28 protein-coding genes and 2 tRNA genes are annotated in these 24,052 nt (G+C 48.4%); 19 read left to right on the top strand and 11 right to left on the bottom strand.

The annotated features are described in order from the left end of the window. Window positions 1-7: 7 nt before the first annotated feature. The 15 genes from ssaI (at window position 8) to ssaU (ending at window position 11,465) form a co-directional block, all read left to right on the top strand. The gene (ssaI, locus tag ABVN44_RS00460) at window positions 8-256 is read left to right on the top strand and encodes a SctI family type III secretion system inner rod subunit SsaI (RefSeq protein WP_023232141.1); all 249 of its coding nucleotides are present in this window, start codon (window positions 8-10) and stop codon (window positions 254-256) included. Further along, window positions 253-1,002 carry an SPI-2 type III secretion system apparatus lipoprotein SsaJ gene (gene ssaJ, locus ABVN44_RS00455; RefSeq protein WP_000862878.1) on the top strand — a complete coding sequence of 250 codons (750 nt, stop codon included), beginning with the start codon at window positions 253-255 and terminating at the stop codon, window positions 1,000-1,002. The genes ssaI and ssaJ overlap by 4 nt, the downstream gene beginning before the upstream one ends. 17 nt (window positions 1,003-1,019) lie before the next feature. Further along, window positions 1,020-1,568, top strand: a complete 549-nt coding sequence (locus tag ABVN44_RS00450; RefSeq protein WP_023199466.1) for a type III secretion system domain-containing protein — start codon at window positions 1,020-1,022, stop codon at window positions 1,566-1,568. Beyond that, window positions 1,565-2,239, top strand: coding sequence for an SPI-2 type III secretion system apparatus protein SsaK (gene ssaK / locus ABVN44_RS00445; RefSeq protein ID WP_023232142.1), 675 nt, complete (start codon window positions 1,565-1,567; stop codon window positions 2,237-2,239). Before ABVN44_RS00450 ends, ssaK begins: the two co-directional genes overlap by 4 nt. Continuing rightward, window positions 2,205-3,221, top strand: coding sequence for an SPI-2 type III secretion system apparatus protein SsaL (gene ssaL, locus ABVN44_RS00440; RefSeq protein ID WP_000238886.1), 1,017 nt, complete (start codon window positions 2,205-2,207; stop codon window positions 3,219-3,221). Before ssaK ends, ssaL begins: the two co-directional genes overlap by 35 nt. Window positions 3,222-3,278: 57 nt before the next feature. Continuing rightward, the gene (gene ssaM / locus ABVN44_RS00435; protein ID WP_000383706.1) at window positions 3,279-3,647 is read left to right on the top strand and encodes an SPI-2 type III secretion system apparatus protein SsaM; all 369 of its coding nucleotides are present in this window, start codon (window positions 3,279-3,281) and stop codon (window positions 3,645-3,647) included. Continuing rightward, on the top strand, window positions 3,632-5,677 hold the full coding sequence (gene ssaV, locus ABVN44_RS00430; protein ID WP_023232143.1) for an SPI-2 type III secretion system apparatus protein SsaV: 2,046 nt from the start codon (window positions 3,632-3,634) through the stop codon (window positions 5,675-5,677). Before ssaM ends, ssaV begins: the two co-directional genes overlap by 16 nt. Further along, window positions 5,667-6,968, top strand: a complete 1,302-nt coding sequence (gene ssaN, locus ABVN44_RS00425) for a SctN family type III secretion system ATPase SsaN (protein ID WP_048348852.1) — start codon at window positions 5,667-5,669, stop codon at window positions 6,966-6,968. Before ssaV ends, ssaN begins: the two co-directional genes overlap by 11 nt. Window positions 6,969-6,970: 2 nt before the next feature. Next, entirely contained in the window at window positions 6,971-7,348 is a 378-nt protein-coding gene (ssaO, locus tag ABVN44_RS00420) for an SPI-2 type III secretion system apparatus protein SsaO (protein ID WP_129339501.1), read from the top strand. Then, a complete protein-coding gene (gene ssaP / locus ABVN44_RS00415) occupies window positions 7,329-7,703 on the top strand; it encodes an SPI-2 type III secretion system apparatus protein SsaP (protein ID WP_023231998.1) in 375 nt (124 codons plus the stop codon). The genes ssaO and ssaP overlap by 20 nt, the downstream gene beginning before the upstream one ends. Beyond that, complete coding sequence (ssaQ, locus tag ABVN44_RS00410) at window positions 7,684-8,652, top strand: SPI-2 type III secretion system cytoplasmic ring protein SsaQ (RefSeq protein ID WP_023231999.1); 969 nt, start codon at window positions 7,684-7,686, stop codon at window positions 8,650-8,652. Before ssaP ends, ssaQ begins: the two co-directional genes overlap by 20 nt. Window positions 8,653-8,719: 67 nt before the next feature. Then, entirely contained in the window at window positions 8,720-9,367 is a 648-nt protein-coding gene (gene ssaR, locus ABVN44_RS00405) for an SPI-2 type III secretion system export apparatus protein SsaR (protein ID WP_000056367.1), read from the top strand. Next, a complete protein-coding gene (gene ssas / locus ABVN44_RS00400; protein ID WP_000999982.1) occupies window positions 9,364-9,630 on the top strand; it encodes an SPI-2 type III secretion system apparatus protein SsaS in 267 nt (88 codons plus the stop codon). The genes ssaR and ssas overlap by 4 nt, the downstream gene beginning before the upstream one ends. Beyond that, entirely contained in the window at window positions 9,631-10,410 is a 780-nt protein-coding gene (gene ssaT, locus ABVN44_RS00395; RefSeq protein WP_023232000.1) for an SPI-2 type III secretion system apparatus protein SsaT, read from the top strand. After that, window positions 10,407-11,465 carry an SPI-2 type III secretion system apparatus protein SsaU gene (gene ssaU / locus ABVN44_RS00390; protein ID WP_001291715.1) on the top strand — a complete coding sequence of 353 codons (1,059 nt, stop codon included), beginning with the start codon at window positions 10,407-10,409 and terminating at the stop codon, window positions 11,463-11,465. Before ssaT ends, ssaU begins: the two co-directional genes overlap by 4 nt. 158 nt (window positions 11,466-11,623) lie before the next feature. Here ssaU and ABVN44_RS00385 read toward each other — a convergent pair. From ABVN44_RS00385 to mdtK, 3 genes are all read right to left on the bottom strand, one after another. Further along, window positions 11,624-11,700 (bottom strand) — tRNA-Val (locus tag ABVN44_RS00385). A 10-nt stretch (window positions 11,701-11,710) separates the two neighbouring features. After that, window positions 11,711-11,787: transfer RNA gene (locus tag ABVN44_RS00380), tRNA-Val, on the bottom strand. Between the two features lie 151 nt (window positions 11,788-11,938). Further along, window positions 11,939-13,312: a multidrug efflux MATE transporter MdtK gene (gene mdtK / locus ABVN44_RS00375; RefSeq protein WP_024148470.1), complete on the bottom strand. Its 1,374-nt coding sequence runs from the start codon at window positions 13,310-13,312 to the stop codon at window positions 11,939-11,941. A 216-nt stretch (window positions 13,313-13,528) separates the two neighbouring features. Between mdtK and ABVN44_RS00370 the strand changes: the two genes are divergently transcribed. Next, window positions 13,529-14,170: a riboflavin synthase gene (locus ABVN44_RS00370; protein WP_000493971.1), complete on the top strand. Its 642-nt coding sequence runs from the start codon at window positions 13,529-13,531 to the stop codon at window positions 14,168-14,170. 41 nt (window positions 14,171-14,211) lie between these two features. Here the strand turns inward: ABVN44_RS00370 and cfa are convergent, their stop codons facing one another. Continuing rightward, window positions 14,212-15,360, bottom strand: coding sequence for a cyclopropane fatty acyl phospholipid synthase (gene cfa / locus ABVN44_RS00365; protein ID WP_000098879.1), 1,149 nt, complete (start codon window positions 15,358-15,360; stop codon window positions 14,212-14,214). A gap of 289 nt (window positions 15,361-15,649) precedes the next feature. After that, window positions 15,650-16,855: a purine nucleoside transporter PunC gene (gene punC, locus ABVN44_RS00360; protein ID WP_393954233.1), complete on the bottom strand. Its 1,206-nt coding sequence runs from the start codon at window positions 16,853-16,855 to the stop codon at window positions 15,650-15,652. Between the two features lie 112 nt (window positions 16,856-16,967). Between punC and punR the strand changes: the two genes are divergently transcribed. Further along, on the top strand, window positions 16,968-17,900 hold the full coding sequence (gene punR / locus ABVN44_RS00355; RefSeq protein WP_000269513.1) for a DNA-binding transcriptional activator PunR: 933 nt from the start codon (window positions 16,968-16,970) through the stop codon (window positions 17,898-17,900). On the opposite strand, the gene purR is transcribed toward punR, so the two are convergent. Next, a complete protein-coding gene (gene purR, locus ABVN44_RS00350) occupies window positions 17,897-18,922 on the bottom strand; it encodes an HTH-type transcriptional repressor PurR (RefSeq protein WP_000190992.1) in 1,026 nt (341 codons plus the stop codon). The two genes, punR and purR, sit on opposite strands and share 4 nt — an antisense overlap. Before the next feature lie 295 nt (window positions 18,923-19,217). On the opposite strand from purR, the gene ABVN44_RS00345 reads away from it, so the two are divergent. After that, window positions 19,218-19,307, top strand: coding sequence for a YnhF family membrane protein (locus ABVN44_RS00345; protein ID WP_000102277.1), 90 nt, complete (start codon window positions 19,218-19,220; stop codon window positions 19,305-19,307). Between the two features lie 81 nt (window positions 19,308-19,388). Here ABVN44_RS00345 and sodB read toward each other — a convergent pair whose 3' ends face one another. Next, the gene (gene sodB, locus ABVN44_RS00340) at window positions 19,389-19,970 is read right to left on the bottom strand and encodes a superoxide dismutase [Fe] (protein WP_000007299.1); all 582 of its coding nucleotides are present in this window, start codon (window positions 19,968-19,970) and stop codon (window positions 19,389-19,391) included. A 126-nt stretch (window positions 19,971-20,096) separates the two neighbouring features. After that, window positions 20,097-20,918: a C40 family peptidase gene (locus ABVN44_RS00335; protein WP_048348851.1), complete on the bottom strand. Its 822-nt coding sequence runs from the start codon at window positions 20,916-20,918 to the stop codon at window positions 20,097-20,099. Between the two features lie 334 nt (window positions 20,919-21,252). Between ABVN44_RS00335 and grxD the strand changes: the two genes are divergently transcribed. Beyond that, window positions 21,253-21,600: a monothiol glutaredoxin 4 gene (gene grxD, locus ABVN44_RS00330; RefSeq protein ID WP_000108176.1), complete on the top strand. Its 348-nt coding sequence runs from the start codon at window positions 21,253-21,255 to the stop codon at window positions 21,598-21,600. Window positions 21,601-21,677: 77 nt separating this feature from the next. On the opposite strand, the gene rnt is transcribed toward grxD, so the two are convergent. From rnt to ABVN44_RS00315, 3 genes are all read right to left on the bottom strand, one after another. Further along, on the bottom strand, window positions 21,678-22,325 hold the full coding sequence (gene rnt, locus ABVN44_RS00325) for a ribonuclease T (RefSeq protein ID WP_001282272.1): 648 nt from the start codon (window positions 22,323-22,325) through the stop codon (window positions 21,678-21,680). Window positions 22,326-22,425: 100 nt separating this feature from the next. Further along, on the bottom strand, window positions 22,426-22,833 hold the full coding sequence (gene gloA, locus ABVN44_RS00320) for a lactoylglutathione lyase (protein ID WP_001237787.1): 408 nt from the start codon (window positions 22,831-22,833) through the stop codon (window positions 22,426-22,428). Between the two features lie 68 nt (window positions 22,834-22,901). Further along, entirely contained in the window at window positions 22,902-23,999 is a 1,098-nt protein-coding gene (locus ABVN44_RS00315; protein ID WP_023232036.1) for an alkene reductase, read from the bottom strand. Between the last annotated feature and the right edge of the window lie 53 nt (window positions 24,000-24,052).

The following is a 24,052-nucleotide window of genomic DNA, read 5'->3' as shown; positions in this document are numbered from 1 at the left end:
TTCTGATATGAGCGTAGTGCCTGTAAGCACTCAATCTTATGTAAAGTCCTCTGCAGAACCGAGCCAGGAGCAAATTAATTTTTTTGAACAATTGCTGAAAGATGATGCATCCACCAGTAACGCCAGTGCTTTATTACCGCAGGTTATGTTGACCAGACAAATGGATTATATGCAGTTAACGGTAGGCGTCGATTATCTTGCCAGAATATCAGGCGCAGCATCGCAAGCGCTTAATAAGCTGGATAATATGACATGAAGGTTCATCGTATAGTATTTCTTACTGTCCTTACGTTCTTTCTTACGGCATGTGATGTGGATCTTTATCGCTCATTGCCAGAAGATGAGGCGAATCAAATGCTGGCATTACTTATGCAGCATCATATTGATGCGGAAAAAAAACAGGAAGAGGATGGTGTAACCTTACGTGTCGAGCAGTCGCAGTTTATTAATGCGGTTGAGCTACTTAGACTTAACGGTTATCCGCATAGGCAGTTTACAACGGCGGATAAGATGTTTCCGGCTAATCAGTTAGTGGTATCACCCCAGGAAGAACAGCAGAAGATTAATTTTTTAAAAGAACAAAGAATTGAAGGAATGCTGAGTCAGATGGAGGGCGTGATTAATGCAAAAGTGACCATTGCGCTACCGACTTATGATGAGGGAAGTAACGCTTCTCCGAGCTCAGTTGCCGTATTTATAAAATATTCACCTCAGGTCAATATGGAGGCCTTTCGGGTAAAAATTAAAGATTTAATAGAGATGTCAATCCCTGGGTTGCAATACAGTAAGATTAGTATCTTGATGCAGCCTGCTGAATTCAGAATGGTACCTGATGTACCCGCGAGACAAACATTCTGGATTATGGACGTGATCAACGCCAATAAAGGGAAGGTGGAGAAGTGGTTGATGAAATACCCTTATCAGTTGATGTTATCGTTGACAGGACTGTTATTAGGAGTGGGCATCCTGATCGGCTATTTTTGCCTGAGACGCCGTTTTTGAGCCGACCTGATCCCGAGGTGTTGCAACTTTATCGTTATTTCTGGCAACCTGCTCGTTACGCTGTACCGGAATGGCTGGATAAGCTGGGCTTTCATCTTTCAAACTGCTGGCGTTATGGCGATCGGCCCGAGTTGGATCGTCTTCTTGACAGAGCGTTAAATAGACTAAGAGGAAGCTCTGTTATTCCAGCCTGTTTAAATGACAGGCAAAAAAGGCAGGTTCGTCTTGCGCCGCGTATATCGGCATTTGCCTTTGGGCTGGGATTATTCAAACTCAGGTGTAGTGACTATTTTATGCTACCAGAGTATCGGCAATTGCTTCTACAGTGGTTTAGCGAGGATGAGATCTGGCAGCTATATGGTTGGTTGGGGCAAAAAGATGGCAAATTACTTCCTCCGCAAGTGATGCAACAAACTGCATTGCAGATCGGTACCGCCATTCTTAATCGGGAAGCGCATGATGATGCGGTTTTACATGCGCTATTAGTATTATTACCCCCTCCGCAGCGTATACTTTGGCCGAAGACTTCTCTTACCGAGATTATCTTCATGGAGCATTTGCTATGAGTTTTACTTCACTTCCGCTGACGGAAATTAACCATAAGCTACCCGCTCGAAATATTATTGAGTCACCGTGGATAACATTACAATTAACTTTATTTGCACAAGAGCAACAAGCTAAGAGAGTTTCACATGCTATTGTGAGCTCCGCTTACCGTAAGGCTGAAAAAATCATCCGAGACGCCTATCGTTATCAGCGTGAACAGAAAGTTGAGCAGCAACAAGAACTAGCGTGGTTGCGTAAAAATACGCTGGAAAAAATGGAAGTGGAATGGCTGGAACAGCATGTAAAACATTTACAAGACGATGAAAATCAATTTCGTTCATTGGTCGATCACGCCGCGCATCATATTAAAAATAGTATAGAACAGGTTCTGTTGGCCTGGTTCGACCAACAGTCGGTAGACAGTGTTATGTGCCATCGTCTGGCACGCCAGGCCACGGCTATGGCGGAAGAGGGAGCGCTTTATTTGCGTATTCATCCTGAAAAAGAGGCATTGATGCGTGAAACTTTTGGCAAGCGGTTTACGTTGATTATCGAGCCTGGTTTCTCTCCCGATCAGGCTGAACTTTCCTCAACACGATATGCCGTTGAATTTTCACTTTCTCGTCATTTCAACGCGTTACTGAAATGGTTACGTAATGGTGAAGATAAAAGAGGTAGCGATGAATATTAAAATTAATGAGATAAAAATGACGCCCCCTACAGCATTTACCCCTGGTCAGGTTATAGAGGAACAAGAGGTTATTTCGCCTTCAATGTTAGCTCTCCAGGAGTTACAGGAAACGACGGGGGCAGCGCTCTATGAGACGATGGAAGAAATAGGAATGGCGTTGAGTGGTAAACTGCGCGAAAGTTATAAATTCACGGATGCTGAGAAACTGGAGCGCAGACAGCAGGCTTTGCTGCGTTTGATAAAACAAATACAGGAGGATAATGGGGCAACGTTGCGTCCGCTTACTGAAGAGAATAGTGATCCTGATTTACAGAATGCGTATCAAATTATCGCTCTTGCAATGGCGCTTACTGCCGGCGGGTTGTCAAAAAAGAAAAAACGCGATTTGCAATCGCAACTGGATACGCTTACAGCGGAGGAGGGATGGGAACTTGCCGTTTTTAGTTTACTGGAACTTGGCGAAGTGGATACCGCTACGCTGTCCTCGCTGAAGCGTTTTATGCAACAGGCGATAGACAACGATGAAATGCCCTTATCGCAGTGGTTCAGACGAGTGGCAGACTGGCCGGATCGCTGTGAACGGGTCCGTATTTTGCTAAGAGCAATAGCCTTTGAACTTAGCATATGCATCGAACCCTCGGAGCAAAGTCGTTTGGCCGCAGCATTAGTACGTTTGCGTCGTTTGTTGTTATTCCTTGGCCTTGAAAAAGAGTGCCAGCGTGAGGAGTGGATTTGCCAGTTGCCGCCTAATACATTACTGCCGCTACTACTCGATATCATTTGTGAGCGTTGGCTTTTCAGTGATTGGTTGCTTGATAGACTTACCGCTATAGTTTCTTCATCGAAGATGTTCAATCGGTTACTCCAACAACTTGATGCGCAGTTTATGCTGATACCCGATAACTGTTTTAACGACGAAGATCAACGTGAACAAATTCTCGAAACGCTTCGTGAAGTAAAGGTAAATCAGGTTTTATTCTGATACCTGGCTTTCAATATTTAGGTAAATTGGCGTTCTGGCTCATCATGAGGCGGCAGGATGGATTGGGATCTCATTACTGAACGTAATATTCAGCTTTTTATTCAATTAGCAGGATTAGCTCAACGGCCTTTAGCAACCAATATGTTCTGGCGGCAAGGACAATATGAAACCTATCTAAACTATCATAACGGTCGTATTCACTTATGTCAGATACTCAAGCAAACCTTCTTAGACGAAGATCTGCTTTTTAAAGCCTTAACTCACTGGAAACCTGCAGCGTTCCAGGGTATTCCTCAGCGATTATTTTTGTTGCGCGATGGGCTTGCAATGAGCTGTTCTCCTCCTCTTTCCAGCTCCGCCGAGCTCTGGTTACGATTACATCATCGACAAATAAAATTTCTGGAGTCGCAATGCGTTCATGGTTAGGTGAGGGAATCAGGGCGCAACAGTGGCTCAGTGTATGCGCGGGTCGGCAGGATATGGTTCTGGCGACGGTGTTATTAATCGCTATTGTGATGATGCTGTTACCTTTACCGACCTGGATGGTTGATATCCTGATTACTATCAACCTTATGTTTTCAGTGATCCTGCTCTTAATTGCTATTTATCTTAGTGACCCTCTCGATTTATCGGTATTCCCGTCTTTATTACTTATTACTACATTATATCGTTTGTCACTCACAATCAGCACATCACGGCTGGTACTGTTACAACATAATGCCGGTAATATTGTGGATGCCTTCGGTAAGTTTGTCGTAGGAGGAAATCTCACCGTTGGGTTGGTCGTATTTACCATCATTACTATCGTGCAGTTTATTGTCATTACAAAAGGTATCGAGAGGGTGGCGGAAGTTAGCGCACGTTTCTCGCTTGATGGGATGCCAGGCAAACAAATGAGTATCGATGGCGATTTGCGTGCCGGAGTTATCGATGCAGACCATGCCCGTACATTAAGACAGCACGTCCAGCAGGAAAGCCGCTTTCTCGGTGCGATGGACGGTGCGATGAAATTCGTTAAAGGCGATACGATTGCCGGTATTATTGTTGTTCTGGTGAACATTATCGGCGGTATCATTATCGCTATCGTGCAATATGATATGTCGATGAGTGAGGCTATTCACACTTATAGCGTACTGTCAATCGGAGATGGTTTATGTGGGCAAATTCCATCGCTGCTGATTTCCCTTAGCGCGGGAATTATTGTCACCCGTGTTCCGGGTGAGAAACGCCAGAACCTGGCGACAGAGTTGAGTTCTCAAATTGCCAGACAACCTCAGTCGCTCATATTAACCGCTGTTGTTTTAATGCTCCTCGCTTTAATTCCTGGCTTTCCTTTTATCACTCTCGCTTTCTTTTCAGCGTTGTTAGCATTGCCAATTATCCTCATTCGCCGCAAAAAGTCTGTGGTTTCCGCAAATGGCGTCGAAGCGCCGGAAAAAGATAGTATGGTTCCCGGCGCATGTCCTCTAATCTTACGTCTTACCCCGACGTTACATTCTGCCGACCTGATTCGTGATATTGACGCCATGCGATGGTTTTTATTTGAGGATACCGGCGTTCCTCTCCCTGAGGTGAATATTGAAGTTTTGCCTGAACCCACCGAAAAATTAACGGTACTGCTATATCAGGAACCCGTATTTAGTTTATCTATTCCCGCCCAGGCGGATTATTTATTGATAGGCGCGGACGCTAGTGTGGTGGGTGACAGCCAGACGTTACCGAACGGGATGGGACAGATCTGTTGGCTTACAAAAGATATGGCCCATAAGGCGCAAGGTTTTGGACTGGACGTTTTCGCAGGCAGCCAACGTATCTCTGTCTTATTAAAATGTGTCCTGCTTCGGCATATGGGAGAGTTTATTGGTGTTCAGGAAACGCGTTATCTAATGAATGCGATGGAAAAAAACTACTCTGAGCTGGTGAAAGAGCTTCAGCGCCAGTTACCCATTAATAAAATCGCTGAAACTTTGCAACGGCTTGTATCAGAGCGGGTTTCTATTAGAGATTTACGTCTTATTTTCGGCACCTTAATTGATTGGGCGCCACGTGAAAAAGATGTCCTGATGTTGACAGAATATGTCCGTATCGCGCTTCGCCGTCATATTCTGCGTCGTCTTAATCCGGAAGGAAAACCGCTGCCGATTTTGCGGATCGGCGAAGGTATTGAGAACCTCGTGCGTGAATCCATTCGCCAGACGGCAATGGGGACCTATACTGCGCTGTCGTCTCGTCATAAGACGCAGATCCTGCAACTTATCGAGCAGGCGCTGAAGCAGTCAGCCAAATTATTCATTGTCACTTCTGTCGACACCCGACGTTTCTTGCGAAAAATTACAGAAGCCACCTTGTTCGACGTACCGATTTTGTCATGGCAGGAATTAGGAGAGGAGAGCCTTATACAAGTGGTAGAAAGTATTGACCTTAGCGAAGAGGAGTTGGCGGACAATGAAGAATGAATTGATGCAACGTCTGAGGCTGAAATATCCGCCCCCCGATGGTTATTGTCGATGGGGCCGAATTCAGGATGTCAGCGCAACGTTGTTAAATGCGTGGTTGCCTGGGGTATTTATGGGCGAGTTGTGCTGTATAAAGCCTGGAGAAGAACTTGCTGAAGTCGTGGGGATTAATGGCAGCAAAGCTTTGCTATCTCCTTTTACGAGTACTATCGGGCTTCACTGCAGGCAGCAAGTGATGGCCTTAAGGCGACGCCATCAGGTTCCCGTGGGCGAAGCGTTATTAGGGCGAGTCATTGATGGTTTTGGGCGTCCCCTTGATGGCTGCGAACTGCCCGACGTCTGCTGGAAAGACTATGATGCAATGCCTCCTCCCGCAATGGTTCGACAGCCTATCACTCAACCATTAATGACGGGGATTCGCGCTATTGATAGCGTTGCGACCTGTGGCGAAGGGCAACGAGTGGGTATTTTTTCTGCTCCTGGCGTGGGGAAAAGCACGCTTCTGGCGATGCTGTGTAATGCTCCAGACGCAGACAGCAATGTTCTGGTGTTAATTGGTGAGCGTGGACGAGAAGTCCGCGAATTCATCGATTTTACACTGTCTGAAGAGACCCGAAAACGTTGTGTCATTGTTGTCGCAACCTCTGACAGACCCGCCTTAGAGCGCGTGAGGGCGCTGTTTGTGGCCACCACGATAGCAGAATTTTTTCGCGATAATGGAAAGCGAGTCGTCTTGCTTGCCGACTCACTGACGCGTTATGCCAGGGCCGCGCGGGAAATCGCTCTGGCCGCCGGAGAGACCGCAGTTTCTGGAGAATATCCGCCAGGCGTATTTAGTGCATTGCCACGACTTTTAGAACGTACAGGAATGGGGGAAAAAGGCAGTATTACCGCATTTTATACGGTACTGGTGGAAGGCGATGATATGAATGAGCCGTTGGCGGATGAAGTCCGTTCACTGCTTGACGGACATATTGTGCTATCCCGACGGCTTGCAGAGAGGGGGCATTATCCTGCCATTGACGTGTTGGCAACGCTCAGCCGCGTTTTTCCAGTCGTTACCAGCCATGAGCATCGTCAACTGGCGGCGATATTGCGACGGTGCCTGGCGCTTTACCAGGAGGTTGAACTATTAATACGCATTGGGGAATACCAGCGAGGAGTTGATACTGATACTGACAAAGCCATTGATACCTATCCGGATATTTGCACATTTTTGCGACAAAGTAAGGATGAAGTATGCGGACCCGAGCTACTCATAGAAAAATTACACCAAATACTCACCGAGTGATCATGGAAACTTTGCTGGAGATAATCGCGCGGCGTGAAAAGCAATTATGCGGCAAACTTACCGTACTTGATCAGCAGCAACAGGCGATTATTACGGAACAGCAGATTTGCCAGACGCGCGCTTTAGCAGTGTCTACCAGACTGAAAGAATTAATGGGCTGGCAAGGTACGTTATCTTGTCATTTATTGTTGGATAAGAAACAACAAATGGCCGGGTTATTCACTCAGGCGCAGAGCTTTTTGACGCAACGGCAGCAGTTAGAGAATCAGTATCAGCAGCTTGTCTCCCGGCGAAGCGAATTACAGAAGAATTTTAATGCGCTTATGAAAAAGAAAGAAAAAATTACTATGGTATTAAGCGATGCGTATTACCAAAGTTGAGGGAAGTCTTGGGTTGCCATGCCAGTCTTATCAGGATGATAACGAGGCGGAGGCGGAACGTATGGACTTTGAACAACTCATGCACCAGGTATTGCCCATTGGTGAGAATAATCCTCCTGTAGCATTGAACAAGAACGTGGTTTTCACGCAACGTTATCGTGTTAGTGGTGGTTATCTTGACGGTGTAGAGTGTGAAGTATGTGAATCAGGGGGGCTAATCCAGTTAAGAGTCAATGTCCCTCATCATGAAATTTACCGTTCGATGAAAGCGCTAAAGCAGTGGCTGGAGTCTCAGTTGTTGCATATGGGGTATATAATTTCCCTGGAGATATTCTATGTTAAGAATAGCGAATGAAGAGCGTCCGTGGATGGAGATGCTTCCAACGCAAGGCGCTACCATTGGTGAGCTGACATTGAGTATGCAACAATATCCAGCACAGCAAGGGACATTATTTACCATACATTATCATAATGAGCTGGGTAGGGTGTGGATTGCAGAACAATGCTGGCAGCGCTGGTGTGAAGGGTTAATTGGCACCGCTAATCGATCGGTTATCGATCCTGAATTGCTATATGGAATAGCTGAATGGGGGCTGGCGCCGTTATTGCAAGCCAGTGATGCAACCCTCTGTCAGAACGAACCGCCAACATCCTGCAGTAATCTACCACATCAGCTAGCGTTGCATATTAAATGGATAGTTGAAGAACATGAGTTCCATAGCATTATTTTTACATGGCCAACGGGTTTTCTGCGCAATATAGTCGGAGAGCTTTCTGCTGAGCGTCAACAGATTTATCCTGCCCCTCCTGTGGTAGTCCCTGTATATTCAGGCTGGTGCCAGCTTACATTAATTGAACTTGAGTCTATCGAAATCGGCATGGGCGTTCGGATTCATTGCTTCGGCGACATCAGACTCGGTTTTTTTGCTATTCAACTACCTGGGGGAATCTACGCAAGGGTGTTGCTGACAGAGGATAACACGATGAAATTTGACGAATTAGTCCAGGATATCGAAACGCTACTTGCGTCAGGGAGCCCAATGTCAAAGAGTGACGGAACGTCTTCAGTCGAACTTGAGCAGATACCACAACAGGTGCTCTTTGAGGTCGGACGTGCGAGTCTGGAAATTGGACAATTACGACAACTTAAAACGGGGGACGTTTTGCCTGTAGGGGGATGTTTTGCGCCAGAGGTGACGATAAGAGTAAATGACCGTATTATTGGGCAAGGTGAGTTGATTGCCTGTGGCAATGAATTTATGGTGCGTATTACACGTTGGTATCTTTCCAAAAATACAGCGTAAACCTGATAAGAAAAATAATATGCGAACAATATAATAGCGTTCCAGGTCGTGTCATGAGAGATACAGTATGTCTTTACCCGATTCGCCTTTGCAACTGATTGGTATATTGTTTCTGCTTTCAATACTGCCTCTCATTATCGTCATGGGAACTTCTTTCCTTAAACTGGCGGTGGTATTTTCGATTTTACGAAATGCTCTGGGTATTCAACAAGTTCCCCCAAATATCGCACTGTATGGCCTTGCGCTTGTACTTTCCTTATTCATTATGGGGCCGACGCTATTAGCTGTAAAAGAGCGCTGGCATCCGGTTCAGGTCGCTGGCGCTCCTTTCTGGACGTCTGAGTGGGACAGTAAAGCATTAGCGCCTTATCGACAGTTTTTGCAAAAAAACTCTGAAGAGAAGGAAGCCAATTATTTTCGGAATTTGATAAAACGAACCTGGCCTGAAGACATAAAAAGAAAGATAAAACCTGATTCTTTGCTCATATTAATTCCGGCATTTACGGTGAGTCAGTTAACGCAGGCATTTCGGATTGGATTACTTATTTATCTTCCCTTTCTGGCTATTGACCTGCTTATTTCAAATATACTGCTGGCTATGGGGATGATGATGGTGTCGCCGATGACCATTTCATTACCGTTTAAGCTGCTAATATTTTTACTGGCAGGTGGTTGGGATCTGACACTGGCGCAATTGGTACAGAGCTTTTCATGAATGATTCTGAATTGACGCAATTTGTAACGCAACTTTTATGGATCGTCCTTTTTACGTCTATGCCGGTAGTGTTGGTGGCATCGGTAGTTGGTGTCATCGTAAGCCTTGTTCAGGCCTTGACTCAAATACAGGACCAAACGCTACAGTTTATGATTAAATTATTGGCAATTGCAATAACCTTAATGGTCAGCTACCCATGGCTTAGCGGTATCCTGTTGAATTATACCCGGCAGATAATGTTACGAATTGGAGAGCATGGTTGAATGGCACAACAGGTAAATGAGTGGCTTATTGCATTGGCTGTGGCTTTTATTCGACCATTGAGCCTTTCTTTATTACTTCCCTTATTAAAAAGTGGCAGTTTAGGGGCCGCACTTTTACGTAATGGCGTGCTTATGTCACTTACCTTTCCGATATTACCAATCATTTACCAGCAGAAGATTATGATGCATATTGGTAAAGATTACAGTTGGTTAGGGTTAGTTACCGGAGAGGTGATTATTGGTTTTTTAATTGGGTTTTGTGCGGCGGTTCCCTTTTGGGCCGTTGATATGGCGGGGTTTCTGCTTGATACTTTACGTGGCGCGACAATGGGTACGATATTCAATTCTACAATGGAAGCTGAAACCTCACTTTTTGGCTTGCTTTTCAGCCAGTTTTTGTGTGTTATTTTCTTTATAAGCGGCGGCATGGAGTTTATATTAAATATTCTGTATGGGTCATATCAATATTTACCACCAGGGCGTACTTTATTATTTGACCGGCAATTTTTAAAATATATCCAGGCAGAGTGGAGAACGCTTTATCAATTATGTGTCAGTTTCTCTGTTCCTGCCATAATATGTATGGTATTAGCCGATCTGGCTTTAGGTCTTTTAAATCGGTCGGCACAACAATTGAATGTGTTTTTCTTCTCAATGCCGCTCAAAAGTATATTAGTTCTACTCACGCTCCTGATCTCATTCCCTTATGCTCTTCATTACTATTTGGTTGAAAGTGATAAGTTTTATATTTATCTGAAAGACTGGTTCCCATCTGTATGAGCGAGAAAACAGAACAGCCTACAGAAAAGAAATTACGTGATGGTCGTAAGGAAGGGCAGGTCGTCAAAAGTATCGAAATAACATCATTATTTCAGCTGATTGCGCTTTATTTGTATTTTCATTTCTTTACTGAAAAGATGATTTTGATACTGATTGAGTCAATAACTTTCACATTACAATTAGTAAATAAACCATTTTCTTATGCATTAACGCAATTGAGTCATGCTTTAATAGAGTCATTGACTTCTGCACTGCTGTTTCTGGGCGCTGGGGTAATAGTTGCTACTGTGGGTAGCGTGTTTCTTCAGGTGGGGGTGGTTATTGCCAGCAAGGCCATTGGTTTTAAAAGCGAGCACATAAATCCGGTAAGTAATTTTAAGCAGATATTCTCTTTACATAGCGTAGTAGAATTATGTAAATCCAGCCTGAAAGTTATCATGTTATCTCTTATCTTTGCCTTTTTCTTTTATTATTATGCCAGTACTTTTCGGGCGCTACCGTACTGTGGGTTAGCCTGTGGCGTGCTTGTGGTTTCTTCTTTAATAAAATGGTTATGGGTAGGGGTGATGGCTTTTTATATCGTCGTTGGCATACTGGACTATTCTTTTCAATATTATAAGATTAGAAAAGATCTAAAAATGAGTAAAGATGACGTAAAACAGGAGCATAAAGATCTGGAGGGCGACCCTCAAATGAAGACACGGCGTCGGGAAATGCAGAGTGAAATACAAAGTGGGAGTTTAGCTCAATCTGTTAAACAATCTGTTGCGGTAGTGCGTAATCCAACGCATATTGCGGTTTGTCTTGGCTATCATCCCACCGATATGCCAATACCACGCGTCCTGGAAAAAGGCAGTGATGCTCAAGCTAACTATATTGTTAACATCGCTGAACGCAACTGCATCCCCGTTGTTGAAAATGTTGAGCTGGCCCGCTCATTATTTTTTGAAGTGGAACGCGGAGATAAAATTCCTGAAACGTTATTTGAACCCGTTGCAGCCTTGTTACGTATGGTGATGAAGATAGATTATGCGCATTCTACCGAAACACCATAAATGCTTTTGGTATGCTTCTTCAAGACACTGCGAAGGTTAAGAGGGGTAATAGCGTATAGAGCAGCGCTTGACGATAAAGGTGAGAGACTGAAAATAATCGCTTTTAGCCTGGCACAAGCGCCAGATAGCGTATTATAAAATTAAACAAAATAATGGATTGGTGCGTCTGAATGGACTCGAACCATCGACCCCCACCATGTCAAGGTGGTGCTCTAACCAACTGAGCTACAGACGCATTAAAATGATGGTGCGTTCAATTGGACTCGAACCAACGACCCCCACCATGTCAAGGTGGTGCTCTAACCAACTGAGCTATGAACGCAACGTTGTAGGTGACAACGGGGACGAATATTAGCGTCACAACTGCAATGAGGCAAGAGGGAAATCGCAATTTTCTTCCTGAAATCACCTGATTGCGGTGGAAATATGCAACATGTCGAGAAAATAGCCGCCATGCGACGGCTATCGTCGTATTATCGCGCAGCGCGCTGCAAAATGATGGCGGACGGCTGACGTTGTAGATAGCGCATCCGTAGCATCATTAACACCGCCGCCGAGGTCAGGCCGATGATGAACCCCATCCAGAAGCCTGCCGGTCCCATACGCTCCACCACCAGATCCGTTAACGCCAGGATATAACCGCTGGGTAAACCTAACACCCAGTAGGCGGTAAAGGTGATAAAAAAGATGGAACGCGTATCTTTATAACCGCGCAGAATACCGCTGCCGATAACCTGTATAGAGTCGGAAATCTGGTAAACCGCAGCGAGCAGCATTAATTGCGCGGCAAGCGCCACGACCTCAGGGTTGTCATTGTAGAGCAAAGCAATATGCTTACGCAGAGTAACGGTAAAGATCGCGGTAACCACAGCCATACAAATGCCGACGCCTAAACCGGTACGCGCTGCGGTTTGCGCATCCAGCGTTGAGCCCTGGCCCAGACGATAACCCACTCGAATTGTTACCGCCGCAGCCAGCGACATCGGCAGCACGAACATCAGCGAGCTAAAGTTAAGCGCAATCTGATGACCCGCGACATCCACAATACCTAATGGTGAAACCAGCAGCGCAACGACCGCAAACAACGTCACTTCAAAGAACAGCGCCAGCGCAATCGGCAACCCCAGTTGAATCAGGCGCTTCATGACGACGCTATCGGGTTTGCCAAAGCCTGTTTCATTACGAATATCACGCATTGAACGCGCGTGTTTAATGTAAGAAAGCATGGCGATAAACATCACCCAATAGACCGCCGCGGTCGCAACGCCGCAGCCGATACCGCCGAGTTCCGGCATACCAAAATGGCCATAGATAAAAATATAGTTCACCGGAATATTTACCAGCAGGCCCAAAAATCCCATCACCATACCCGGTTTGGTTTTGGCCAGACCTTCGCACTGGTTTCGCGCTACCTGAAAGAAAAGGTATCCTGGCGCGCCCCACAGCAGCGCGCGAAGATAACCCACGGCTTTATCGGCCAGCGCCGGATCAATATTATGCATAGAGCGGATAATGTATCCGGCATTCCACAGGACGATCATCACCAGCACGGAGACAAAGCCCGCCAGCCAGAACCCTTGTCGAACCTGATGCGCGATACGCTCACGACGGCCGGAGCCATTGAGTTGCGCAATCACAGGCGTCAAGGCCAGCAGTAAGCCGTGACCAAACAAAATGGCGGGAAGCCAGATAGAGGTGCCGATAGCGACGGCAGCCATGTCCGTAGCGCTATAGCCTCCCGCCATGACGGTATCGACGAATCCCATTGCGGTCTGTGCCACTTGCGCAAGGATCACCGGTATCGCTAACGCTAATAACTGACGCGCTTCACTGGTATACTTCTGCACGTATTCACCTTTTATTTTGTTGTTATATGAAAGACTAAAAAGCCGCCGTAGTGGCAGCCAAAAGAAATAGCAGGGGAAATTTCAGTCTATTGTAGCGGGGTATTACTATTTCTCCAGCGAAAAAACAGTTGTTAACGGCGCATTGCTGGCAAGCTGTTTTTCCACCTGCTATTGTGCTGAACAGTTCTGCTTTTATTTATTTCAGGAGTTGAAGATATGTTTACGGGGATCGTACAGGGTACCGCGAAACTGGTATCGATTGATGAAAAACCCAACTTTCGCACCCATGTGGTGACGTTACCGGACTACATGCTGGAGGGGCTGGAGACGGGGGCGTCGGTAGCGCATAACGGATGCTGTTTGACGGTGACTGAAATAAACGGCAACCAGATAAGCTTTGATCTGATGAAAGAAACGTTGCGCATCACCAATCTGGGCGCGTTGAGGGTAGGTGATGAGGTCAACGTAGAGCGCGCCGCCAAATTCAGCGATGAAATCGGTGGACATCTGATGTCGGGGCATATTATTACGACGGCGGAGATCGCGAAAATCCTGACCTCCGAAAATAACCATCAGGTGTGGTTTAAAGTGCAGGATGCGTCCCTGATGAAGTATATCCTGTACAAAGGCTTTATCGGCGTTGACGGTATCAGTTTGACCGTCGGCGAGGTAACGCCAACGCGCTTCTGCGTGCATCTCATTCCGGAAACGCTGGAACGTACTACGCTTGGCAGAAAAAAACTGGGTGAGCGTGTGAATATCGAGATCGATCCGCAAACGCAGGCGGTTGTCGATACCGTAGAACGCGTACTGGCTGCGCGAGAAAATGCGGTCAGAAATCAGGCCGACATTGGCTAACGGAAAATAAGATTCCCCCGCATGAAATGCGGGGGTGATGATTAGCGAGGAACGCGCAGACCGTTTTCAACGCCGCGCGTAAATACCACCTGCCAAAGCTGGATATCACGCGCGCGAAACGCACCCGCGCAGGCGTTGAGATAATAGCTGAACATACGTTTAAAGCGCTCGTTATAATTGCCCGCAATCTCTGGCCAGGCATTGATAAAGCGCTCATGCCACGCCATCAGAGTCGTGTCATAGTCGGCGCCAAAGTTATGCCAGTCTTCCATTACAAAGTGTGATTCGCTGGCCTCGGCGATTTGACGAACAGACGGCAAACAACCGTTGGGGAAAATATACTTATTGATCCACGGATCGACATTATGATCGGTTTTTTTAGAACCAATAGTATGGAGCAGGAAAAGACCATCCGGTTTTAAATTCCTGTCAACAACCTCAAAATAGGTGTTGTAGTTTTTTGGCCCGACATGTTCGAACATGCCGACGGAGACGATTCGGTCAAACTGATCGTTAAGGTCGCGATAATCTTCCAGGAGAATGGAGACATCCAGACCTTCGCAACGCGTCTGCGCCATTTTTTGTTGTTCAGCGGAGATCGTTACGCCCACCACGCTAACGCCATAATGGGTCGCCATATATTGCGACAGGCCGCCCCAGCCGCAGCCGATATCCAGCACACGCATCCCCGGTTGTAGCTGTAGCTTTTCGCAAATTAATTTCAGCTTGGCTTGCTGTGCCGCTTCCAGCGTATCGGCATCTTTCCAGTAGGCGCAAGAATATTGCATATAGGGATCGAGCATACGGGAAAAAAGGTCATTACCAAGATCGTAATGTTCCTTGCCGACAATCCAGGCGCGTTTTTTACTTTGTAGATTAATCAGACGCGCGCCGAGGATACGGAGCGTATCTTTAACATGGTGGGGGAGTTGATTTTCAAGACCGGCACGTAAGACTTTGCTGAAGAAAATATCCAGACGCTCGCATTCCCACCAGCCATCCATGTAACTCTCACCTAACCCCAACGATCCTTCCTGAAGGACGCGTTTAAAAAAATCGGGATTCTTAACACGAATGTCAGACGGGGCGGAACCATTAATTGTAATATCCGCGCGACTTAACAATTCGTTGGCGATTCGGTACCAGTTATCATCCGGTACGCTGACTTCTTCTATACACGATGAACTCATAGTTTCTCCATCACTGGACGGTGATCAGAACCTTAAAACAGCGTAGACGCTTTTTTGGCTTTGTGAGAAATCCCACGGGCAATTCCGTGAGCCAGTTATCCGACGTAGAACAGAGGAAGGGAGGAACCCTTGCCGAAAAGGCCATCCATGGTGAATCGGGAACGCTCCGGTTCCCGTTAATGCCTAATAATTATCGTAATATAAACAACCGTGAATCAGTATAGGCCGCAATTTTTGATGATTCAACCGAAAATTGTTAGCGTGCTAATTACCAGCGGTTAACAAGCTTTTAGTGAGACTTGTCGTGGGCGACATTGGCATGTGGAAACCCGGTCTCAGCGCACTCTGCATGAGACTGCATTTTGTAGCCTAACGCCGCCAGAACAACGGTAGAGAGCATTACGCTGGTGGTGGTCAGCAGCGGCGTGCTGATGAGCCATGAAACCACCAGGCTTGCCAGGAAACATAACCCCAGTTGCAGCGTATTTTGTAGCGCCGCAGCGCGCCCCGTGGCTTGAGGGAAAGGGCGTAACGCTTGCGCGACGACGATAGGGTAGATGGCGCCATTAGCAATCGCCATTACGCAGAAAGGAATCAGGATCTCCACCAGTGAGGCATTATTCAGAAGGCCCGCTCCCCAGGTGGCGATAACGCTCAGCGCGTACAGCCCTAACAGCCACGGAAGCAATTGGTAGCCCTGCCATTTTTGTAGCGCCGCGCGGCAACCATATCCGCCAATCAGAAAAGCGATGGTTTGCGGAACATAGCTCAGGCCAATCACTGCCGGGCTGTAACCCATCGCGCTGAGAATAAACGGGGACCCTGTTAGCCACGCAAAAAAGCTGGCGGAACAGGCGGCATAAATCAGCACATTACCGCGATAGGTTTTAGAGCGTAACAACGTCGCGAAAGTGAGTTTATCCTGTCCTTCGGTACGCGCTTTTACCGATGGTTTTAAGCGCAGCGCCGGCAACATCAGCAACAACGTAATCACGAACAGGGTGGCGAAAATCGCCTGCCATGAGAAATGCGTCAGTATCCAGCTTCCCAGTAAGGGCGCAAGCGCCGGGGATAATCCCACCAGTGGCATGATAGTGGCGAAGATACGGTTAATTTTTGGCGAAGGATAATAATCGGTCACCAGCGCTTGCCAGATTACCGTTGCCGCACAAACGCCGACGGCCTGCACAAAGCGCAGCGTCAGCAGTGCTGCCGCGCTTTCTACCCACAGCATCCCCAGACTTCCGAGCGCAAAGATAGATAACCCCAGCAGTAAAATCGGTTTACGGCCATAACGATCCGATAGCGGTCCCCAGAGGAGTTGCGCGACGGCAAAGCCAGCTAAAAAAAGGCTGAGGCTGGCGCTGACCGCGGCGGCAGGCGTTTGTAAATCCGCCTGTATGGCGGCAAACGCGGGCAGGTACATGTCCGTAGCCAGAAACCCCAGCACGCTAAGGCCGGCTAACCAGACTAAAAAACCTTTTCCAGGTTGCATATTTGTTTCTCTTTCTTATCAAACAGACATTGTCGCAGAGTGTAGGGAGTGAAATTACGGTTGTGAAACGTTAATATTTGTCCAGTGAATTCAAAATTTTTGTAGGCAAATTATGTGGTCGGAATACTCGCTTGAAGTGGTTGACGCCGTGGCGCGCAATGGCAGTTTTAGCGCGGCGGCGCAAGAACTGCACCGTGTGCCTTCAGCAGTCAGTTACACCGTTCGTCAGTTAGAGGAGTGGCTGGCCGTACCGCTTTTTGTACGACGTCACCGTGATGTTGAACTAACGCCTGCTGGCATCTGGTTTTTAAAAGAAGGGCGTTCTGTTATCAAAAAAATGCAGATCACTCGCCAGCAGTGTCAGCAAATTGCTAATGGCTGGCGCGGGCAGTTAGCTATTGCGGTGGACAATATCGTCAGACCAGAACGTACCCGGCAGATGATCGTCGATTTCTATCGTCATTTTGACGATGTTGAACTGCTGGTTTTTCAGGAGGTGTTTAACGGCGTCTGGGACGCGCTCTCCGACGGGCGTGTCGAACTGGCGATTGGGGCGACGCAGGCGATTCCGGTAGGGGGGCGTTACGCTTTTCGGGATATGGGGACCCTGAGCTGGAGCTGCGTAGTGGCAAGCGATCACCCGCTGGCGTCGATGCCTGGGCCGTTAAGCGATGATACCCTGCGCAACTGGCCGTCGCTGGTCAGGGAGGACACTTCGCGAACCTTACCGAAACGGATTACCTGGCTGCTGGATAACCAAAAAAGGGTCGTCGTACCGGACTGGGAGTCATCGGCAACCTGCCTGTCGGCAGGACTATGCGTGGGAATGGTGCCGACGCATTTTGCCCGACAGTGGATAGACAGCGGAAAATGGGTGGCGCTGACGTTAGAGAATCCGTTTCCCGATGCGGCCTGTTGCGTGACGTGGCAGCAAAACGAGGCCTCGCCCGCGCTGGCATGGCTGCTGGACTATTTGGGCGATAGCGAAACGTTGAATCGGGAGTGGCTGCGGGAGCCAGAAGAGGCTCCCGACAGCGGGGATTAACGCCGATAGTCGCGGAACGGGCCGTCAGCGACCGAGCGACGCTCAACCAGGCGTGGATGAACTTCAATAGACTGTGACTCTTCACGCTTATTGACGATGCGATCCAGTAGCATATTAAATGCGGTTTCGCCTAAAGAGTCTTTGGGCTGGTGAATCGTCGTCAGCGCCGGGGTAAAGAAACGGGCGTTACGCACATTGTCATAACCGATCACCGAAACGTCCTGCGGTACGCGAAGCCCCATTTCGTCAGCCGCGCAAAGCGCGCCCATCGCCATAATATCGCCGCCGCAGAAAACGGCGGTAGGGCGATGTGACTGCGATAAGATTTGCTGCATCGCGTGGTAACCGGATTCCGGCTCGAAGTCGCCCTGAACAATCCAGTTGTCCGGCACGTTGATCAGCGCCTCCTCCATGGCTTTCATAAAGCCTGCCAGCCGGCCCGCGCCGGTGTTGCGCTCCAGCGGGCCGGGAATAACGCCGATATCCCGGTGGCCGCGTTCAACCAGATAACGACCCGCCATATAGCCGCCTGCAAAGGCGTTATCAATCACCGTGTCGGTAAAATCGGCCTTCGCCTCACCCCAGTCCATCACCACCATCGGAATATGGCGGTACTCTTCCAGCATGGAAAGCAGAGGTTCTGGATACTCAGAACACATCACCAGCAGGCCATCCACGCGCTTTTGCGCCATCATGGACAGGTAGGCGCGCTGTTTTTCCAGGTTATTCCAGGCGTTGCCTAAAATCAGCGTATAGCCTTTCTGGAAACAGTTTTTTTCAACTGCCTCGATAATTTCGGCAAAATAGGCCGCTTCGCTGCTGGTCGCCAGTAAGCCTATCGACTTGGTATGGTTAACCTTCAGGCTACGCGCGACGGCGCTGGGAGAGTAGTGCAGCTCCTTAATTGCCGCCCAGACCGCGTTACGCGTTTCTTCAGCGACAAAACGCGTTTTGTTGATTACGTGTGATACAGTTGTAGTGGAAACGTTTGCTCGTTTCGCTACATCTTTAATTGTTGCCATTACATTTCACTCCAGACCCTCGCTAAGCTCCTGAGAAACGCCAGGTAAACGTTTGCCTACACACACCCTAATCGCAACATCAGGGTTGCGGCACGCCGGAAAAACGACACGGAACGTCAGGAAGGGGTCAATGGCCGTTACGCTAATTCAGTAAGCCTGGAATTTTGTCTGATCTTGAGGAAAAGGGGAAGCGTTAAAAACAGTTATCAATATAAAACATGAGAGATTTTTGGGCGGGAATGTGCAAAAATGCGCTATATCACTTTTTGTGTGGGAATAAAAAGGAGAAAACTTGATGAGTACCGACCTGAAATTTTCGTTGATTACTACGCTGATTGTTCTGGGCGTGATTGTCGCAGGTGGATTAACGGCCGCTCTGCACTGATTTCCTCTCTTCTGAGGGGGGCGTCTCCTCTATTCTATCCCTCTCTAAAACGCAGAAGGCGTACCTTCTGCGTACTCAGACTTATGCGGCGAGATTTTTCGCAACAAATTCCCAGTTAACCAGCGCCCAGAAATGCTCCAGATAGTTTGGACGGGCGTTGCGGTAGTCGATGTAATACGCGTGTTCCCACACATCAACCGTCAGCAACGGCGTTGCATCCGTAGTCAGCGGCGTACCGGCATTTGAGGTAGAAACGATAGCCAGTTTGCCATCAGCGCTTTTTACCAGCCATGTCCATCCGGAACCAAAGTTTTTGATAGCGGCATCGGTGAATTGCGCTTTAAATTCCGCGAAGCTGCCAAAAGATGCCGCGATAGCATCAGCCAGTTTCCCGGTCGGTTCGCCACCGGCGTTTGGCGCCAGGCAGTTCCAGTAGAAGGTGTGGTTCCACACCTGAGCGGCGTTATTAAAGATGCCGCCTTCGGAAGTGCGCACGATCTCTTCCAGCGATTTGCCTTCAAACGCCGTGCCTTTGATCAAATTGTTAAGATTGGTCACGTAAGTCTGATGATGTTTGCCATAGTGATATTCCAGCGTCTCAGCAGAAATATGCGGCGCCAGAGCATCTTTGGCATACGGTAATGCAGGTAATTCGAACGACATTGCTTCTCTCCTTATTATTAATATTGCGCACGCACAATAACCCTGGTGCGCGTAAGGATAGGGTAGCAAATTGAGAGGTGGCGCAAAAGAAGAAGTTATCCTGTCGTTAAACGACAGGATAAAATATTAGCGAATTGTTTTAGGCGTCATCACCCGGCGGGCGCCGACATAATGACGTTGCCAGTATTCTTCGTTCAGTGAGGTGATCTGAATTTCCTGACCGCTGCGCGGAGACTGGATAAACTTACCGTTGCCGACATAGACGCCAACGTGATCGGCGGTGCCGCGCCCCTGCGTACGGAAGAACACCAGATCGCCGTTTTTCAACTCGCTACGCTCAATGGGCGCCGCGTCACGCAGGTGATACATCTCATTCGCCGTTCGGGGGATACGGATCTTCACTAAATCTTTATAGGCATAATAAACCAGACCGCTGCAATCAAAACCGGTGCGCGGCGATGCGCCTCCCCAGTGATACGGTTTACCAATCTGATTCATGAGCTTGGACATCGCGGTTTTCGTCGCTTTTTGTACTTTTGCACGATGCGCATCGGCAATAGAGACCGGCAATGTTCCTTTCCCCTTCACGCAGTGCGGCTTACGGCCTTTACGCGTCGTGCATTTTTCCGTTACGTCGAGGGCGGCGATTGACGTGGGCGCGGTTCTGTTACGACGATGCGTCGTATGACGAGATTTTGTGGAGGCGGTGGTACGTTTTGGCGTAGAAGCGGAAGAAGAATGGCTGGTTTTTGAGGTTTTTTTTACGTTTTTTTTGCTGGTTTTACTGATCTTTTTAGTTGTGCTTTTCTTTTTATCTGCCGTTTTCGTGACATGAGAAACAGCAGGCGTCGCTTTGGCTTGCCTGGAAGCATGGGCCATTGGCGTAAAGGGGAGAGTAGTAAAAAGTAAAGCACAGAGCGTGATCGAGATTTTGTTTATCCGCGCCACTGAGCAATCCTCTGTTAAAGGCAGGCAATTCATGCCTGCGTATGATTTACAAAACCTGATAATTCTAATCTACAAAAGCACAGATTGGTAATTGCTTTTGGTTTCTGAAGCTATGTTTCGTTAACAGATGTAAAAAAATAGCAATTAATGCTAAACACGAACGCGTTATCTACAAATCACTGCGCGGCAACCCGCTTAAAAGATATTTTGTATACAACTTATTCCCGCAGACGGTAAAATAATAAGGCATGATGAAAATGTTATTTTCCGTTGCCAGCCTGACCCGTTACAATGACAGGCTTCAGTCGTAAAAGTAGTTTAAGGAAGCGAGACAATGAGCACCACTATCGAAAAAATTCAGCGCCAGATCGCTGAAAACCCGATTCTCCTGTATATGAAAGGTTCACCGAAACTGCCAAGCTGTGGTTTCTCTGCGCAGGCCGTTCAGGCGCTTTCAGCCTGCGGGGAACGTTTTGCCTATGTTGATATCCTGCAAAACCCGGATATTCGCGCTGAATTACCGAAATACGCCAACTGGCCGACATTCCCACAACTGTGGGTGGACGGCGAGCTGGTCGGCGGGTGTGATATTGTGATTGAAATGTATCAGCGTGGTGAGTTGCAGCAGCTTATTAAAGAAACTGCGGCAAAATATAAAACTCAGGAGCCGGACGCAGAGTAATCTGTGCAAGGAGAAAGCGACCTGTAAAGGTCGCTTTTTTACCGCCATCGTGAGCAAGAGCGGCGTTGTTAGCCTCGTTATTTGTCCGTCGGCAAAGGTAACGGCCAGCCGCCCAGGCGCTTCCAGCGATTGACAATTTCACAAAACAGCACCGCTGTCCGCTCGGTATCATACAAAGCGGAGTGGGCCTTTTCACCGTCAAACTCCATACCTGCCGCCAGGCACGCTTTTGATAACACCGTTTGTCCCAGCGCCAGTCCGCTCAATGCCGCAGTATCAAAGGTGACGAACGGATGAAACGGGTTACGTTTCAGCGAGGCGCGCTCTGCGGCGGCCATCATAAAACTGTGATCAAAAGTGGCGTTATGCGCGACCATAATGGCGCGGCTACAACCGCTGTCTTTGATACCTTTACGCACCATTTTGAAAATAGCGTGTAGCGCCTCATATTCACTCACCGCGCCGCGTAGCGGGTTAGAGGGATCGATACCGTTAAACGCAAGCGCTTCCGGCTGTAAGTTGGCTCCAGCGAACGGCTCCACATGGAAATGCAGCGTCGTGTCCGGCATCAGCCAGCCTTGTTCATCCATTTTCAGCGTGATGGCGGCGATTTCGAGCAGCGCATCGGTTTTAGCGTTAAATCCTGCAGTTTCAACGTCGATGACGACAGGATAAAAACCACGAAAACGGTCGCACAGACCGGAAAGTTGAGCGTTATCGGACATCTGAGTCTCTTAATACGAAAAAATGCAGCGCGTATTATGGCAAATTTTACGCCGGGATGCAGTAAAACAACGGGCGCAGTGACCTGCGCCCGGCGGGGGATCAGTTACCCAGACCGCGGCCTGCGTCTTTAGCTTCAATCAATTCGATTTTATAGCCATCCGGATCTTCAACGAAGGCGATGATGGTCGAACCGCCTTTTACCGGCCCCGCTTCACGGGTCACGTTACCGCCGTTCTGACGAATGCGTTCACAGGCTTCAGCAGCATTGTCAACGCTCAGCGCGATATGCCCGTACGCATTGCCCATGTCGTAGCTCTCAACGCCCCAGTTATAAGTTAGTTCGATGACCGCTTCTTCCGTTTCCGGACCATATCCCACAAAGGCCAGCGAGTATTTGTATTCCGGATTCTCACTGGTACGCAGCAATTTCATGCCCAGAACGTTAGTGTAAAAAGCGATGGAACGCTGCAAATCGCCGACGCGCAGCATAGTATGCAATAAACGCATTTTCGTTGTCCTTAAAATAGTCAAGATATTCAAAGTATAGCGGCGATGTGCGGCCGCTATCAATGAAATTACAGAGTAGGGTAGTCAGTGTAGCCTTCCGCGCCGCCGCCATAAAAACTTTCGGGACGCTGTGGATTGAGTTTCGCTTTACATTGCAGACGCGCTACCAGATCCGGGTTAGCGATGTAATCGCGACCAAACGCCACGGCGTCAATCAGCCCTTTTTCGATCAGATCTTCCGCTTTTTCTGGCGTATAGGCGCCCGCGCCGATGATGGGACCGTGGAAACGCGCGCGCACTTTTTCACGGAACGCGTCACTGTACGGTTCGCCGCCCGCCCAGTCTGGTTCAGACATATGCAGATAAGCAATGCCGCGTTTGCCTAACGCTTCAATCAGATAAAGGGCGTCAGCTTCTTCATTCGGGCCGTTATCGACATTCTGGAAAGTGCCGACAGGAGAAAGGCGGATGCCGATACGGTCCGCGCCCCATTCCTTAATGCCGGCATCAACCACCTCCAACACCAGACGGGCGCGATTCTCTACGCTGCCGCCGTACTGATCGGTACGGTGATTAGAAGACGGTGAGAGGAACTGGTGCAGCAGATAACCGTGCGCGGAGTGCAGCTCCACCAGATCGAAGCCTGCCTCTCGGGCATTGGCGATAGCCAGGCGGAAATCGTTGACGATCCCGGGGATCTCATGAGTATCCAGCGCGCGCGGCGTGGAAGTTTCTACGCGGATGGCCTGGCCGTTTTCGTCACGCAAAGAGGTGCGGGTTCCCGCATTGATAGCGGATGGCGCGACGGGCGCTTGTCCGCCTGGTTGCAGGCTGGCGTGTGAAATACGGCCCGTATGCCACAGTTGCACCGCCATATGGCCGCCCTGGGCATGGACTCCCTGAGTGATTTTTTTCCAGGCGGCGATCTGCTCATCGCTGTGTAATCCCGGTGCGCCGGCATAGCCTTTCGCCTGTGCGGAGATTTGTGTGGCTTCGCTGATGATCAATCCGGCGCTGGCGCGTTGACGGTAATATTCCGCCATTAACGGCGTAGGAATGTCGCCCGGTTCAATACTCCGCAAACGCGTCAAAGGCGCCATAAATACGCGATTTGTCGCCGTGATGGCACCCACCTTGAGGGGGGTAAACAGTTTTGCTGATGACATAGTGGCTCCTGATATAAGTAGACCGGTCGTCTTGTAATAAAGGAAATAAAAAC

Source organism: Salmonella sp. SJTUF15570 (genome assembly GCF_043357055.1).
GTDB lineage: Bacteria > Pseudomonadota > Gammaproteobacteria > Enterobacterales > Enterobacteriaceae > Salmonella > Salmonella enterica.
The sequence above is the reverse complement of the archived record's forward strand: the minus strand, read 5'-3'. Positions and strand labels throughout refer to the sequence as shown.

Excerpts from the sequence above, each read along its gene's own strand:
- ssaK (WP_023232142.1), top strand. The coding sequence starts at position 1,565 with ATGAGTTTTACTTCACTTCCGCTGACGGAAATTAACCATAAGCTACCC.
- ssaR (WP_000056367.1), top strand. The coding sequence starts at position 8,720 with ATGTCTTTACCCGATTCGCCTTTGCAACTGATTGGTATATTGTTTCTG.
- ABVN44_RS00315 (WP_023232036.1), bottom strand. The coding sequence starts at position 23,999 with ATGTCATCAGCAAAACTGTTTACCCCCCTCAAGGTGGGTGCCATCACG.
- ABVN44_RS00370 (WP_000493971.1), top strand. The coding sequence starts at position 13,529 with ATGTTTACGGGGATCGTACAGGGTACCGCGAAACTGGTATCGATTGAT.
- ssaL (WP_000238886.1), top strand. The coding sequence starts at position 2,205 with ATGGTGAAGATAAAAGAGGTAGCGATGAATATTAAAATTAATGAGATA.
- ssaI (WP_023232141.1), top strand. The coding sequence starts at position 8 with ATGAGCGTAGTGCCTGTAAGCACTCAATCTTATGTAAAGTCCTCTGCA.
- grxD (WP_000108176.1), top strand. The coding sequence starts at position 21,253 with ATGAGCACCACTATCGAAAAAATTCAGCGCCAGATCGCTGAAAACCCG.
- ssaU (WP_001291715.1), top strand. The coding sequence starts at position 10,407 with ATGAGCGAGAAAACAGAACAGCCTACAGAAAAGAAATTACGTGATGGT.
- ssaP (WP_023231998.1), top strand. The coding sequence starts at position 7,329 with ATGCGTATTACCAAAGTTGAGGGAAGTCTTGGGTTGCCATGCCAGTCT.
- ssaN (WP_048348852.1), top strand. The coding sequence starts at position 5,667 with ATGAAGAATGAATTGATGCAACGTCTGAGGCTGAAATATCCGCCCCCC.
- ssaJ (WP_000862878.1), top strand. The coding sequence starts at position 253 with ATGAAGGTTCATCGTATAGTATTTCTTACTGTCCTTACGTTCTTTCTT.
- cfa (WP_000098879.1), bottom strand. The coding sequence starts at position 15,360 with ATGAGTTCATCGTGTATAGAAGAAGTCAGCGTACCGGATGATAACTGG.
- ssaQ (WP_023231999.1), top strand. The coding sequence starts at position 7,684 with ATGTTAAGAATAGCGAATGAAGAGCGTCCGTGGATGGAGATGCTTCCA.
- ABVN44_RS00345 (WP_000102277.1), top strand. The coding sequence starts at position 19,218 with ATGAGTACCGACCTGAAATTTTCGTTGATTACTACGCTGATTGTTCTG.
- rnt (WP_001282272.1), bottom strand. The coding sequence starts at position 22,325 with ATGTCCGATAACGCTCAACTTTCCGGTCTGTGCGACCGTTTTCGTGGT.
- ssaO (WP_129339501.1), top strand. The coding sequence starts at position 6,971 with ATGGAAACTTTGCTGGAGATAATCGCGCGGCGTGAAAAGCAATTATGC.
- punR (WP_000269513.1), top strand. The coding sequence starts at position 16,968 with ATGTGGTCGGAATACTCGCTTGAAGTGGTTGACGCCGTGGCGCGCAAT.
- sodB (WP_000007299.1), bottom strand. The coding sequence starts at position 19,970 with ATGTCGTTCGAATTACCTGCATTACCGTATGCCAAAGATGCTCTGGCG.
- ssas (WP_000999982.1), top strand. The coding sequence starts at position 9,364 with ATGAATGATTCTGAATTGACGCAATTTGTAACGCAACTTTTATGGATC.
- gloA (WP_001237787.1), bottom strand. The coding sequence starts at position 22,833 with ATGCGTTTATTGCATACTATGCTGCGCGTCGGCGATTTGCAGCGTTCC.
- purR (WP_000190992.1), bottom strand. The coding sequence starts at position 18,922 with ATGGCAACAATTAAAGATGTAGCGAAACGAGCAAACGTTTCCACTACA.
- ssaT (WP_023232000.1), top strand. The coding sequence starts at position 9,631 with ATGGCACAACAGGTAAATGAGTGGCTTATTGCATTGGCTGTGGCTTTT.
- ssaV (WP_023232143.1), top strand. The coding sequence starts at position 3,632 with ATGCGTTCATGGTTAGGTGAGGGAATCAGGGCGCAACAGTGGCTCAGT.
- ssaM (WP_000383706.1), top strand. The coding sequence starts at position 3,279 with ATGGATTGGGATCTCATTACTGAACGTAATATTCAGCTTTTTATTCAA.
- punC (WP_393954233.1), bottom strand. The coding sequence starts at position 16,855 with ATGCAACCTGGAAAAGGTTTTTTAGTCTGGTTAGCCGGCCTTAGCGTG.